Annotated in this window: 15 protein-coding genes and 1 pseudogene; 6 read left to right on the top strand and 10 right to left on the bottom strand. The window is 67.8% G+C overall.

Annotated elements, in window-relative coordinates; genetic code table 11:
• Positions 1-542 (bottom strand): FtsX-like permease family protein (locus VET27_RS22870; protein WP_526521889.1); only part of this gene is annotated, 542 nt, incomplete at its 3' end.
• Between the two features lie 299 nt (positions 543-841).
• Between VET27_RS22870 and VET27_RS22865 the strand changes: the two genes are divergently transcribed.
• Positions 842-1,468: a hypothetical protein gene (locus VET27_RS22865; protein WP_526521888.1), complete on the top strand. Its 627-nt coding sequence runs from the start codon at positions 842-844 to the stop codon at positions 1,466-1,468.
• A gap of 93 nt (positions 1,469-1,561) precedes the next feature.
• Here the strand turns inward: VET27_RS22865 and VET27_RS22860 are convergent.
• From VET27_RS22860 to VET27_RS22845, 4 genes and pseudogenes are all read right to left on the bottom strand, one after another.
• Positions 1,562-2,241: pseudogene (locus tag VET27_RS22860) on the bottom strand (ABC transporter ATP-binding protein); the annotation flags it as partial.
• A 12-nt stretch (positions 2,242-2,253) separates the two neighbouring features.
• Positions 2,254-2,838 (bottom strand): hypothetical protein, encoded by a 585-nt coding sequence (locus VET27_RS22855; protein ID WP_526521887.1) that lies wholly within the window; start codon positions 2,836-2,838, stop codon positions 2,254-2,256.
• Positions 2,835-3,029 carry a hypothetical protein gene (locus VET27_RS22850; RefSeq protein WP_526521886.1) on the bottom strand — a complete coding sequence of 65 codons (195 nt, stop codon included), beginning with the start codon at positions 3,027-3,029 and terminating at the stop codon, positions 2,835-2,837. The genes VET27_RS22855 and VET27_RS22850 overlap by 4 nt, the downstream gene beginning before the upstream one ends.
• Before the next feature lie 177 nt (positions 3,030-3,206).
• Complete coding sequence (locus tag VET27_RS22845; protein ID WP_526521885.1) at positions 3,207-3,959, bottom strand: acyl-[acyl-carrier-protein] thioesterase; 753 nt, start codon at positions 3,957-3,959, stop codon at positions 3,207-3,209.
• Positions 3,960-4,090: 131 nt separating this feature from the next.
• On the opposite strand from VET27_RS22845, the gene VET27_RS22840 reads away from it, so the two are divergent.
• Positions 4,091-4,876 carry a pentapeptide repeat-containing protein gene (locus VET27_RS22840; RefSeq protein ID WP_526521884.1) on the top strand — a complete coding sequence of 262 codons (786 nt, stop codon included), beginning with the start codon at positions 4,091-4,093 and terminating at the stop codon, positions 4,874-4,876.
• 9 nt (positions 4,877-4,885) lie between these two features.
• On the top strand, positions 4,886-5,518 hold the full coding sequence (locus VET27_RS22835) for a heme-binding protein (RefSeq protein ID WP_526521883.1): 633 nt from the start codon (positions 4,886-4,888) through the stop codon (positions 5,516-5,518).
• A gap of 6 nt (positions 5,519-5,524) precedes the next feature.
• On the opposite strand, the gene VET27_RS22830 is transcribed toward VET27_RS22835, so the two are convergent.
• The gene (locus VET27_RS22830) at positions 5,525-7,777 is read right to left on the bottom strand and encodes an MMPL family transporter (protein ID WP_526521882.1); all 2,253 of its coding nucleotides are present in this window, start codon (positions 7,775-7,777) and stop codon (positions 5,525-5,527) included.
• 194 nt (positions 7,778-7,971) lie between these two features.
• On the opposite strand from VET27_RS22830, the gene VET27_RS22825 reads away from it, so the two are divergent.
• The gene (locus VET27_RS22825) at positions 7,972-8,349 is read left to right on the top strand and encodes a hypothetical protein (protein ID WP_526521881.1); all 378 of its coding nucleotides are present in this window, start codon (positions 7,972-7,974) and stop codon (positions 8,347-8,349) included.
• 15 nt (positions 8,350-8,364) lie between these two features.
• Here the strand turns inward: VET27_RS22825 and VET27_RS22820 are convergent, their stop codons facing one another.
• Both VET27_RS22820 and VET27_RS22815 read right to left on the bottom strand, forming a co-directional pair.
• Entirely contained in the window at positions 8,365-9,147 is a 783-nt protein-coding gene (locus VET27_RS22820; RefSeq protein ID WP_526521880.1) for a TspO-related membrane protein, read from the bottom strand.
• Positions 9,144-11,201, bottom strand: a complete 2,058-nt coding sequence (locus tag VET27_RS22815) for an MMPL family transporter (protein ID WP_526521890.1) — start codon at positions 11,199-11,201, stop codon at positions 9,144-9,146. Before VET27_RS22815 ends, VET27_RS22820 begins: the two co-directional genes overlap by 4 nt.
• 83 nt (positions 11,202-11,284) lie before the next feature.
• Between VET27_RS22815 and VET27_RS22810 the strand changes: the two genes are divergently transcribed.
• Together VET27_RS22810 and VET27_RS22805 are read left to right on the top strand one after the other, a co-directional pair.
• Entirely contained in the window at positions 11,285-11,770 is a 486-nt protein-coding gene (locus tag VET27_RS22810) for a MarR family winged helix-turn-helix transcriptional regulator (protein WP_526521879.1), read from the top strand.
• Positions 11,760-11,942 carry a hypothetical protein gene (locus tag VET27_RS22805; protein WP_526521878.1) on the top strand — a complete coding sequence of 61 codons (183 nt, stop codon included), beginning with the start codon at positions 11,760-11,762 and terminating at the stop codon, positions 11,940-11,942. The genes VET27_RS22810 and VET27_RS22805 overlap by 11 nt, the downstream gene beginning before the upstream one ends.
• A 28-nt stretch (positions 11,943-11,970) precedes the next feature.
• On the opposite strand, the gene VET27_RS22800 is transcribed toward VET27_RS22805, so the two are convergent.
• Positions 11,971-12,858 (bottom strand): NAD(P)H-binding protein, encoded by an 888-nt coding sequence (locus tag VET27_RS22800; RefSeq protein WP_526521877.1) that lies wholly within the window; start codon positions 12,856-12,858, stop codon positions 11,971-11,973.
• Between the two features lie 67 nt (positions 12,859-12,925).
• Positions 12,926-13,497 (bottom strand): hypothetical protein (locus VET27_RS22795; RefSeq protein WP_526521876.1); only part of this gene is annotated, 572 nt, incomplete at its 5' end.

Below are 13,497 nucleotides of genomic sequence, written 5' to 3'. Positions count from 1 at the left end.
GGCGTCGGCATTGGCCGCGCGTCGTCCTCGCGGTCATGATCGTTGCCGCCGTCGTCGTCGGCGGGTGCGTCGTCGACGCCCTCCGCGTCCCGGGTACGGACGGTGTCGCGGCGAAGCTCGCCGAGTGGGGCCGCAGCCACGATGAACGACAACGCTATCGAGGCAATGGCAAGCTGTCCCAGATCGCTGGTGACGACGATTACGGTGGCAACGAGCAGGGTCGCTCCTGCAACCCCGGCGATGCTCTTGAGTCGTTGCGAACCCGTCTCCGCGGTCGCCGCCCCGCCGGGCGCCAACGCCTCGATCGGAGCCACCCCGTGGACCTGCCGCGCGGCCATCGCCGACGCGCTCACGCTGGCGACGACGCACGCCACGACGGCAAGCGGCACGACCCACGGCGGCAGGACGTACTCTAGGCGGGCATCCAGTGTCTGCACCATCGTCGACGGCAGTTCCCCGATCGCGAGGTAGCCGATCGCGATCCCGAGCACCGATCCGATCACGCCCCCGAGGAAGCCCACCAGCGCAGCTTCGGCGAGCATGTCGGACATGATCGTGCGCCGGCGACCGCCGAGCGCGCGCATCGTCGAGATGACGGGGCAATGCGGCCACCACCAAAGAGACCGAGGCGGCCAATAGTGTCATCGCCTGCAGGATGGCGAACGAGCTACTGGCCTGTGCGGCGCGGAAACTCGGCGTGGCTACCACCGCCCGGCCGTCGAGTGCCGTCGTCACCGCACTGCGAACCTCCGCCACGTCCGCGAGCGGGTTGGTGAACAGCAGGATCGAGTCGAGTCGCTGCTCTCGTCCCGAAATCCGTTGCGCAAGAGCCAGTGGCGCGATGACGAAGTGGGCGTCGTTCAGGCGGCGGGCGGCAGGGCCGTCCACGACGGCCACCGCCGTCACCTGCGTCGAGCCCGCCACGTCGAATTGCGTGCCCTTGGCCACCCCGAGGCCTCCGCCGACGATCACGCCGTTGGGCGCCGACGTCACCGGGGAGCCCGATTCGAGCTGGTCCTGGATCGCCGTCTGGAGGTCGGAGTGCAGTTCGGAGGCATTCTGGCCGAGCCCGATGAGGAGTGCCGGCTGCGCATTGGCAATGATGCGCATCCGTACCAGCGGCACTGCGGCGCTGACGTTTTCGACACCGCTGATGGTGCCGAGCATGGATTCGTCGATCCCGTCGCCCGTGATGCCGGAGACCTCGAGGTCGGCGTCACCGCCGATGCTGGTGGCGAGGCGATCGATGGATCCGGTGATCGACCCGGAAACGCCGAGGACGGCGACGAGCAGTGCCGCCGACACCGCCACGACTGCGATGGACGCCACCGCGCGCCCCCAGTGGGTGCGCAGCTCACGGACGTTCAGGACCTTCAGCCTGCTGAAGGCGGCGAGAGGCACTGCGTCAGAACCGGTTTGCCGAATGCCTGCCGCGCCGCCGTGGCGGATCCGCGAGCAGGAGGTGTGAGGTGAACTCGCCGTTGCGCACGGTCGGAATGATCTCGGTCGGCTGGTCGCGTACTCCCGCGGAGTGTCGCCCGCCCACGGGTGCGGGCGTCGGGACGACGTCGGACTTCACCGCACCATCCTGAACCGTGATGACCCGGTCGGTCCGCGACGCAGCCTCCACGTTGTGCGTCACCATGACGACCGCACGGGCGGCACCGTCATTGCGCGCGACGTTACGTAAGAGGTCCATTATCGCTGTGCCAGTTGATGAATCGAGGTTGCTCGTCGGTTCGTCGGCCAGGATGAGCGGGGGATCCACATCAGAGCGCGTGCGACGGCCACTCGCTGCATCTGCCCGCCGGACAGTTCGGCGGGACGATGCTCGATCCGATTGCCCAAGCCGACGACGTTCAGTAGCCGTACGGCGTCCGAGCGAACCTGACGCAACTTCCTCCCGTCGAGCAACATCGGAAGCGCCACGTTCTCCCATGCCGTGAGGGTCGGCAGGAGGTTGAAGAACTGGAAGATGAACCCCACCTGGTGGCGGCGGAACGTCGACTGCTGGTCGTCGGTCATGGCGCCGATCTCGCTCCCGTTGAAGCGGATCCACCCTGCGTCCGGCGAGTCCAATGCGCCCAGGAGTTGCAATAGCGTGCTCTTGCCTGCGCCGGACGGTCCAACGATGGAGGTGAACTCGCCGCCGTTGATCTGCAGTGTGACACCGTCGAGGGCGCGAACGGTGTGCCCGCCAGTACGGTACTTCCGTACCACATCGGTCAGCTCCACCGTCAGCGACACGTCACATCACCTTGTGGCGAACTGTTCCATGCTGGGCATGGTCTTCTCACCGAAGCAGTCCCGGATCTCTTGACCCACCTTGCGATTGCGGCGTTGGGCGATGTGCAGCAGCGACGGGACGTGGGCATACACCGCCTGATTGTTCGGTGCGTCCATGTGGGTGAACGGGGGGGTGCCCGCCAGCGGTGCGAGCGGCAGTCCGAGAACGTCGCGCGCGGCCCTGACGACGGGTGCGTCCAGCACTGCGACGAAGTGCTGGATGTTCTCGCGCATCGCGGCGAGGGCGACGGTGCGCATGATTTGCGCGTGGGTGGCCGCGAGCCTGCGGCGGTACCGGCGCGGGATGGCCGCGGTGGCGCCGTCCCAGCAGCGGTCGAGGTCGTCGATTCCGTGATGGCGCATCACGTCGGCCACCGGAATCATCGTCGGCGCGATCGGTGACTTGACCGAGTCGTCCAGGTCGACGATCGTCTCCAAGCCCACCGACGAGTTGCGAATCATGCGAAGCACGGCTGCCGGGACCATGTCGTGGGTGTCGACGACCATGAAGAACACGCTGCTCTCGTCGTAGGGGCAGTATTCCTTCTTCATGGTGGCGGAGTCGTTGCCCCAGGAGTCCTCGAAACCTCACGCTCGACTTGCCGGGCGATGTTGGCGAACGGATCGGTGCCCTCCACGGCGAAGCAGGCGAAGCGGTTGCAGCCTAGCTTCTTGGTGCTGAGGAATTGTTCCGTGAGCGCGTCGCGCTCGGGGTCCGACATGTCGTAGACGTATTCCGTCACTCGTCGGTGCTCACACCTATCGGCTTGCGTTCAGGCAGGCAGAATGCTGTCGCGCAGATCACCCGGCTGCGGGTTGCGACTGACCATGCCACCCACTGTGATGAGACGCAAACGCGGCGCAGTGGTTGCCAGTCGCTTCACACGGCACTCGCAGGATCGAAGGCAAATCTGGCTATGCTACAGCTTGCGCAGCAGTGCGGCCGCGCGCACGTCGTCGCCGACGTGTAGCGCGATGCGCACCTCCCGGCCGCGTCGCGCGTACCCGATCGTCACCTCTTCGCCGTACCTGATCGGCCGGCGGTATTCCACGACTGCCCGGTACGGCGCCGCGCACACGTCTGGCTCTTGGGCCATCACTTCGTGGATGACGTGCCAGTAGGCGGTGTTGGTGACGTGTTGGAAGATGTCGATGTCCGTGCGGCGCAGGCCGAATGGAGCAACGCGGTCCAGTTCGGGCGGGTTCTCGAGCCACGGGCGCCACTTGAGTCGGTGTTCGTCAGCGGTGCTCGCGAACCGTTCGATGAGGGTGTCGGTCACCCGAGAGGGCGTCAGCGTGTCCTTGTTCATGCAGATCCAGAAGCCCTCGGTTTCGATGCGGCCACCTTCACTGCCGACCAGGTCGACGCGCATGGTGCACCACCGGGTCGAGAGGGCCGAGCACCACCGGCTGAAAGTGACGTCGTTGGGCCAGTCGATCGGCTCGATGACGTCGATGACGGTGCGGTTGACGATCCAGTGCGGATGCGCTTCGGCTTCACCGGCGTCGACGAGGTTCTCCGCACCGACCTCCTGGATGTAGCGGGCCACTCCGTCGAGGCGAAGGTGGAGGTGTTCGTCGATGTCACTGGTCGTCACCGGCCAGGACGTGCGATAGACGTACCCCGTGGCGGGTGGGGCTCGCAAGGGTCGTTCGACTTCGGCGTTGCTCATCGCGTTCTGTGTACCCGACCGGTCGCGCGTCGCTTCAGGCGCCCGCCATTTCCGCACGGACCAGCGTATGGATTCCCACGGCCGACCTGGGTCGGCCGGCCACTGCCGCTGCCGACACGGTTCCCGGTGTCTTGCGCGCTCGCGCCTCGGCAAGCCTGCGCACCGTCAGAATCATTGCCGACGTCACCGCCCGAGGCAACCCCGCATTCAAGGCCGCCGCAGTTGCCCAGGCCAGGCCCGGGCTGCAACTGAGCTTGCTCACCGGCTCACCGAACCTGGGCGCCGGCAACGTCGGTGACTTCAACACCGGCATCGACGACGACGGGTACTTCAACACCGGTGGCGGCAACTCGGGCAACTTCAACATCGGCATCAACAACGTCGGTGACTACAACATCGGCACTTCCAACACCGGCAGCTTCAACTTCGGCTCAAACAACGTCGGCAACCACAACGTGGGCTTGTCCAACAACGGCATGCGCAACTTCGGCATCGGCAATGCGGGCGAACTCAACGTCGGTGTGGGCAACGTCGGCGTGGGCAACGTCGGCTTCTTCAACACCGGCAACTACACCATCGGTGTCTTCAACATCGGCGTCCAGTACGCCGCGACGCCACCAGCCTCGACGACGCCGGCCCCGTCCGCGGAATCCCAGACGGTTGCCGTGTCGAGCACCGGTGGAAGCGTCACGACCGCGCGGTCGGCCGCCAGGAGCGCGGGCACGGCCAATGAGGACACCGCGACCAAGGACACCGCGAAGAAGAACACGCCGAAGAAGGACACCACGACCGCCACCGAGAGCGAGCCATCGACCGAGACCGCAGCAACGTCGGACGACAACGCCACCACCAAGAAGGACGAACCGAGCAAGAAGGACGCAGGCTCGGCCAATGACGGCGGTTCCGATGACAAGTAGATTGACGACATGCTGAAACAATTGACGAACGCGGTGACTCAGGTGGCCGAGTCCGTACTCGGGATCGTAGGAATCCGCGTCGGCACCGAGGAACCCGCGCACACCAGCGAGAGACTGACCGACACGGTGGAAGTCCGCCGTTACCAGCCGCGCGTCGCGGCCGAGACGACCGTCGAGGCCGACGAGGAGCAGGCCCGGCGGGAGGGTTTCCGTCGGCTGGCCGGTTACATCTTCGGGCGCAACCACGGCGCCAGCAAGATCGCCATGACCGCACCGGTCAGCCAGGCCTCGACCCGTGGTCGGAAGATCGCGATGACCGCTCCGGTGTCGCGCTCCGGCGGCGACGACGAGGGCTGGGTCATCCGGTTCTTCATGCCGTCGAAGTGGACCATGGAGACGCTGCCCGAACCGGATGACGACAGGGTGCGGTTGCTCGAGGTGCCCGCCGAGACGGTGGCCGTGCTGCGGTTCAGCGGGGACCGCAGCCAGGACGCGGTGGCGGCACGGTCGGCCGAGTTGTCGGAGACGTTGCGGTCCAAAGGAATCGAAGGGCTTGGTGACCCGGTCGCCTGGTTCTACGACCCGCCGTGGACTGTGCCGTTCCGTCGACGCAACGAGGTCGTCGTACCGATCGCGTCCTGAGCACGGCTACGGCCCGGTCTGCACGGTTACGGCTTGTCGCCGGTGACGACCTGGTGGCTGCGCTGGACGACTCGGGTGCCACCGGGCCAGCGGCGCCGGTGCCCACCAGTTGGCGCGTCCCATCAACCGCATCACGGCGGGCACCAGGATCATCCGCACCAACGTGGCGTCCATCAGGACGGCGAGAACGAGACCGACGCCGAACATCCTGATGATCGACACCTCGGCGGCCGCGACGGCGATGAACGAGATCGCCATCAGCACCGCGGCAGCGGTGACCACCCGGGCGGTGCTTGCCACGCCCTGGGCGACGCTCTCGTCGTTGTCGGCGCGCGTGCGCGTAGAGGCCAACCAGTGTTCGCGGATGCGTGCCAGCAGGAACACCTCGTAGTCCATCGACAGGCCGAAGGCGACGCAGAACAGCAGCACCGGGACGACCGCGACGACCGTGCCGGTCGTCGCGGTGCCCAGCCCGCCCAGGTTGCCGTCCTGGAACACCCACACCAGCGCACCGAACGCGGCCGTCAACGACAATGCATTGCAGACAAGGGCTTTTACCGGAAGCACGACGCTGCCCGTCAAGGCGAATAACAGCACCAGGCTCACGACGGCGACGGCGCCGAGCACCCAGGGCAGCCGGGCGGTGATCGCCGTTGCGGTGTCACGGTTGAGCTGGGCCACGCCGGTGAGGGCCACCGACCGCCCGCCCGGGCGCGCGACGGCGTGGATGCGCGAAAGCTGGTCCTCCGAGGCCGACGAGAAGAGGGGCGCGCTGCTGCGGACCGTCAGGTACGCGCTCAGGGCGGAGGACTCGGTCGGTGCCACCGGCGGCCCCGTGACCAGCCCATCGACGAACGTCCCAGCCGGTGAGGAGACCGACGCAACGTCGGGCAGTTGCGACACCGTCGAGGCGTACCCGGCGTAGTCCGCGTTGACGAGGCCGGTGGCATCCGGGATCACGATGGTCACGTCGGTGGCGGGATCGGCGGCGAAGTCGGTGCGCAGGACGTCCCCGACCTGGCGCGCGGACGCCGACGACGGCAGCACGCGGTCGTCGGGGAAACCCCAGCGTGCGTGCAAGAACGGGGAGCCCAAGAGCAGGAGCAGGATGACGACGGCCAGACCCGCCGGAACACTGTGGCGCATTACGGTTTTGACGCCGCGGTACCACCTCGAATCCTGGACCGGCAACTGCGGGGGTCGAGCGGGGAGGCCTCTGCGCGTCCGCAGCCAACGTCGCACGTCGTAGGCGTCGAGCCGAACTCCGAGCAGCGCGATCGCGGCGGGCGTCACGACGATCGCCGCCGCGGCGCCCAACACGACCGCACTGATCCCGGCGTAGGCAAACGATTTCAGCATCATCATCGGAAAGGCCAGCAGCGCGGCCATCGACAGGGCGACGGTCAGCGCGGAGAACATCACGGTGCGCCCGGCGGTCGTCATGGTGCGGACCAACGCGGTTCGGAACTCGTCGCCGTCGCCGAGTTCGTCGCGGAACCGGCTCACGATGAGCAGGGTGTAGTCGATCGACAGAGCAAGGGCCATGGCCACACTCACGTTCAGCGCCAGGCTGGAGACCTCGGTGAGTGCGGTGATCGCGCGCAGTGCGGCCGCGGAGCCGGCTATCGCGATCAGGCCAACCATCAGCGGCAGGGTGGCGGCCAGCAGTCCGCCGAACACCCAGGTAAGCGCTACGAAGCTCAGCGGGATGGCCACCAACTCGATGATCAGCAGGTCCCGCGCGGTCTGTGCGTTGATCTGCGCGGCCGCCGCAGCGGCACCCCCGGCGCGAACGGTGACGCCTGGGACGTCGCCAGCCAGCTTCTGCAATTCCTCGGCGTGGCGCTGCGCCGTGGTGTCGTCGCCGACGATGCCGGCGATTACCAGGCCCGTCGTGGCGTCGGTGCTGATCAGGCTGGCGGCGGCGGATGGCGGCGCGGTCCACGCCGAGGTCACGTCGGACACCCAGGGCGAGGCGCGGAGCTGGTCGGTCAGGCGCATGCCTTCGGCACGGGCCCGCCCGTCGAGTGCGCCGCGGTCGTCGGTGACGGCGAACACGATCTGCAGGTTGCCGCGGTCGAAGCCGCTCGCCAGGAGCGCATTGGCGCGCGCCGACTCTGATCCCGGATCTTCGAACCCCCCGGCCGACAAGCGGTCAGGCGTAGTGAGCCCGATCATCGCCGCCGCGAGAGCGAGGAACGCAGCCATGGCCACCACGCGGCGTGGGGACGCGAGGGCAAGCATCGCGACGCGGGTCATCGGGACTCCTTCGCGGCCGCGGTAGTCGAGCGGATGTCGAGCATAGAATGACCCCGCTGAATCCCGCGCAGTCACAGTTGACGCGGACGTCATGGTTTCGACCCGTTTGACGCGAGAGACTTCGCCGAAGGCGGGCAGCACTTGGCAATGTCCCGGTATGTCGCTGGCAGCGTCTCGGCGGCATGGTCACGCCCATGAATGATACTTCTTCTCGGAAGATACTCGGTGGGCTCAGGTTCGTCGTCGGCGCGCTGTCCCTGACGTCGCCGCGCCTGACGGCCCGCGTCTTCGGCGTCGACCCGGAGCGCGCCCACGGATGGGTGACACGGCTGTTCGGTTCGCGTGAACTCGTCCTGGCCGGCAGCCTGCTGACCGCCGACGGCGAGCAGTTGACGACTGTCGCGCGACTCGGCGTGATCATCGACACGGTAGACGCGGCCTCGACGTTCGTCGAGTTCGCCCGCGGGAGGGTGTCGACCTACTCGTTGGTGAGCGGAGGAGTGGGGGCGCTGCTGTTCGCTGCGCTCGGCACCGACGTCGTCTGCCGGTCCGGGCGGCCGTCGTTGGGCTGAGTCAATGCGCCCGGGTCACGTCCGACGGCGGCGCGTGCCGAACCAGATCGCCGCCACGACGACGAGGATGGCGGCGACCGCGGATGCGCCGGCGAGCAGTGCCGATCCGCGGTCCGCGGCGCCGATCGCTGCGGCGACCAGCGCCCACAATGCTGCCGCCACGTAACCCGGGGTGCCGTATAGCTTAGCGGTGAGGACGATCGCGGCTGCCGTGGCGGCCACCAGAACCGCTGCTTGCCAACCGATTCCGGTAGCCGAGGCGCCCGAATGAATCAATGCCGCGGCGACGTTCACGAAGACCGCCACACTGCTCCAGCCGAGGTAGAGACCGAATGTCAGCGTGGCCAACCGACGCAGCCAGACCGGGCAGTTCAGGTCCTCGGCATGGCGCACCAGCAGGCGCATGACGTCGATAAGCGCGGCGACCATGATCGCGAACACGGCGACGGTGAGCCACAGCCAGTCCTGGGCGGCGATGATCAGCCAGGTGCTGAAACCGGCGAACGCCACCGAGGCCCCGACCAGCGCCCGGGTCTCCCATGGCGCCCCCAGCCCAACCCGCAGCACCGCGACGGAGGTGATCGCGGACAGCAGAGTGATCAACCCCCACATGGAGAACGCCCACCCGGCGGGCGTGATCAGCGCTTCGTTGGTGGCCCCTGACGACAGGAAGTCGCCGAACAGCCGAGTGATGACCGGTGGTGTCGCGAGCTGGCTGAGCGAAAGCACTGCGGCGACCCAGCGCCACGCCTTCGCGGTCGACGGACGTTCTCCTGCACCGACTTCGGTGTTACTCACGCGACACTGCTCCTTGACTCGGTGGGTCGTACCGTCGGGTCGACGCGGGCCGGCCACCAGATGCGAGGCCCGATGAGGGTGAAGAGAGCGGGGATGATCACCGTTCGCACCAGGAAGGTGTCCAGGAGGATGCCGAGCCCGACGATGATGCCGATCTGGGTGAGCACGATCAGCGGCAGCACGCCGAGAACGGCGAACACCGCGGCCAACACGATGCCCGCGCTGGTGATCACTCCACCCGTGGCCGAAACTGCACGCACGATGCCCTCGCGGGTGCCGTGCACGTGGGTCTCCTCGCGCGCCCGCGTGACCAGGAAGATGGTGTAGTCCACGCCGAGTGCGACGAGGAACAGGATGGCGAACAGCGGGGTGGTGTTGTCCAGGGCGGGAAAGCCGAAGACGTGCACGCTCACCCAGCCGCCGAGGCCCAGTGCCGCCAAGGCGCTGAGCACCGTCACGGCGACCAGGACCACCGGTGCGAGCGCCGCCCGGAGTAGCACGTACAGCACCAGCAGCACGACGGCGAGGATGGCGGGGATGACGACGCGCTGGTCGCGCTGCGCGGCGTCGCGGGCGTCGAGCGCCTGCGCATCCGGCCCGCCGACGAGCGCGTCGTCGTCGGCGTCGCGGACCGATCCGCGGAGCGCATCGATGACCTCGAATGCCGCGCCGGAGGCGGGTGCCGCGTCGATCACCACCGAGAACTGGGTCAGCCCGGTGTCGGACTGGCCGGCCTCGGTGGCCGACACGACACCCGGTGTGGCGTCGATCGCCCGTTGGACTTCGCCCGCGCGGTCAGTGCGGCCGATCACCGTGGTGGGGGCGGTGAGCCCGCTGGGGAAGTGCGCGGCCAGTGTGTCGTAGGCGGTCACCGATTCGGCCTTCACGCGGAACTGTTCGGTCTGGGAGAGTCCGACGGGGGTGTCGAGCAAACCGGTGCACAGCACGGCCAGCACCGTCAGCGAGACCGCCGCGACCCTCCCGGCGTGGTTACTGACCCATGCCGCCACGCGGTACCACGCGCCGAACTCCTCCGCCGCATGTTCGCCTCCTCGGCGGGGGATGAAGGGCCAGAACAACCGGGCGCCGAACAGCGCCAGCAGCGGTGGCAGGGCACCCAGCACGAACACGGCGGCGACCAACAGGCCGCACGCCGCCTGCGCGCCGAGGCTGCGGGTTGACGGCACGACGGCCAGCAACAAGGTGAGCAGCGCGAGGACCACGGTGGCGTTGCTGGCAAGAATCGCCGGACCGGCGTTGTGTACTGCCGTGCGCAATGCGTCGCGGTGGTGCGGAGTCTTCGCCAGTTCCTCGCGGTATCTCGAAATCAGAAGCAGCGCATAGTTGGTGCCCGCGCCGAAGACGAGCACGCTGGTGATGCCGGTGGTCGAGCCATCCGCAGCCAGACCCGTCAGGTCGGTGACCGCGCCGCCGAGTACGGTGGCCGTCCGGTCCGCAATGGCGATGACCGTGAGCGGGACCAGCCACAGGATCGGCGAGCGGTAGGTGATGATCAACAGCAGGGCCACGACCGTCGCGGTGACCGCGAGCAGGGTGAAGTTGGCCCCGGAGAAGGAGTCGGCGATGTCGGCACCGAATGCCGGGCCGCCTGTGATCTGCAGCCGAAGATCCGGCGGCGCATCGTCGTTCGCCGCCGTGCGCAAGCCCTTGACGGTGTCGGCGAGGTCGAAGCCGGAGAGGTCGGCCGCAATGGGGACCGGGGCCAGCGCGACGACTCCGTCCTGAGAGGTGGACGCCGGCGGACCCGCGGGCAGTCCGGCGCTTTCCAACACTCGCTGCCGAGCGACGTCGACGGCGGCCAGGTCGGCCGGCGACAAGGCTGCGCCGTCGGTGCGGGACGCCACCAGGATGACCGGCGCCTTGTCACCCGAGGGGAACTCCTTGATGAGCGCGGCCACGCGGGCCGACTCGGCGGAGGCCGGCACCGGAACTGGCGACTGATCGGCAGCGGAGTTCTCGCCGGCGAGGGCCATCAACGCACCGGCCGCCACGGCGATCAGCAACGTGATCGCCCACGACCACCGAGCGGTCACGACGGCGGAGAATCGATCCCAGAGATCCATGAGTCAGAGTATATTAAGATCATTAACGATTAATCAACTTAAGGAAAAGTGACGTGAACCGCCCTCCGCCTCTCGCCCGCGACGCCGTCGAGGCACTGATCGTGTCCGACGTACAGGGCCTGTCCGCCGTGTCGGACGAGCTCGGGCGCGTGTTCTGTGCACAACATGATTTGAGTGCCAATGACTTCCGCGCACTCTTGCACGTCATGGTGGCGGAGAGTGACGGCGATCCGCTGAGCCAGAGCCAGCTGGGTCAGCGCGTCGGCGTGTCCGGTGCCGCGATCACCTACCTGGTGGACCGGATGGTCGAATCGGGGCACCTGATTCGGGCTCCCCATCCCTCTGATCGGCGGAAAGTGCTGCTGCGCTATGCCGATCACGGCAGCGCCGTCGCCAGATCCTTCTTCACACCCCTGGGGCGACACGCGGAGACCGCCATGGACGACTTCACCGCCGCGGAACTGACGATTGCCCACCGCGTGCTGAACGCACTGATCGAATCGATGCGGGCCTTCAACGCCGAGTTGCGTGAATCATGACCACGGTCGAAACCATGAAGCCGTCGCCGGGGTCGTCGACCCGCGAATGGTCGTCTTCGTCGCCGTTGGTGCCATCGTCCACCGCATCCTGCTCGAGCACGCCGACCCGACGGGTGCGTGGCTGGAGGGAGTGATCGACCTCGTCCTCGACGGCGTACGCACGGACACCTGAAAGCCCCTCTCGTGGAAGGGCTTTAAGGTCAGGTCCACGCCTTCTCGCGCCAGCGCCAGGCCGAATCCTCGAGGAACTCAACGAGGGTGCGGGGCGGTCGGCCCAGGAGTTGCTGCACGTCGTCGGTGAGCGGCTGGTTCTGGCCGAACCGGGTCAGGGTGTACACCGCCGACATGAAACCGATGGTGTCCAATCCCACGTGGCGGCGCGCCAGTCGTGCCGCGAAGCGAATGAGTCCGGGGCGGGTGTAGCGCACCGGTCGACCCAGCGTCGCCGTCAACGCGGTGGCGACCTCTTCCATGCTCAGCGCGGCCGGGCCGGTCAGATGGTAGACGGCATTGCGGTGTTCGGCGGGGGCTCGCATCACGGATGCCGCCACGTCGGCGGCATCGCGGGCGTCGAGGAACGTGGTCAGCCCCCGACCTGCGGGGATGAACAGCTCATTGCGCTCGACGATGTCGGTGCCGTGGGTCGAGATCGCCCGGTGAAGGTTCTGCATGAAGAAACCGCATCGCAGCACCGTCCACGTCATCGAACTCTGCCGCAGCGCTGCCTCCACCTTGTAGTGCGGGATGAAGCGCGCCCGGTCGGCACCGAAGACCGAGACGTACACCACGTGACGGCAACCGGAACGTTCGGCAGCTTCGAGGAACGGGATGATGGCCGTGCGCGCGGCACGATTGCCGGGCAAGGGAAACAGGAGGAACAACGTCTCGACGTCCGCCAGCGCCGGCGGCCACGTCGCGGAATCGAAGAAGTCCATCTCGATGACGTCGGGTCGCCCCTCACCGTCCCCAGTCCTCGACGTCCCGGGGTGGCGGCTGGCGACGCGCCATGGCGTCGTACCTGGCGCTTCGGTCAGGAGGTCGACGAGCTCCTGACCGACGTTGCCGGTGGGGCCCGTGATCAACAGCATGAAACCCACTGTGCCACAGCATCAGTCACCGCGACACCGCGCGGTGACGGACTGCCGTCCCAGGACGTCAACCGCTGCGCGCGTCCTTCTTCGCCTGCCGCCGCGCGCCCTGCGCCCGCGAGCCGGCGCCCTTCTTCAGGCTGCGGGGTGACACCAGGTCGCGGTCACCTCGCCGGGTGTTCGGTGCTGCCTTCGACCGCGGCTTGGGCGGAACGGCCGCGGATTCGCCTGCGCCTTCGAGCGGTTCGCCCCGGGCCGCAGCGATCCTTTCGGCCTTGAGGTCGGCCGCACTGCGTCGGGCAGCGGCCGACAGCGCCGTACTGACCCGGGCGAGTGCGATCTCGAACACCTCGGCACGATCGCGGGCCTGGGTGTTCTGGGCGTGCGCCTTGCCCCGTCCGCCCACTGCCGCCACGCGGGCGCTGCCCTGGTGGCGGTAGTTGGTGACGTACTTGGTCCGTGCCCGCCGCACCCGGTTGTGCACGTCGAGAAGTTCGTCTTCGTCGAGTTCGGCGAGAGCCGACGGCGCGGTCTCTTGGATCAGCAGCCACTCCGACTCCGGAAGTGAATTGACCACGGCGCTTGCCATGTCGTCCTCCGATTGATCCGAGTCGCGGTCGGCCGTGCGGCCAACGGTCT

Source organism: Mycobacterium sp. (assembly GCF_035633495.1).
GTDB lineage: Bacteria > Actinomycetota > Actinomycetes > Mycobacteriales > Mycobacteriaceae > Mycobacterium.
Note: the sequence above shows the minus strand (reverse complement) of the source record. Positions and strands in the feature narration are given on the sequence as shown.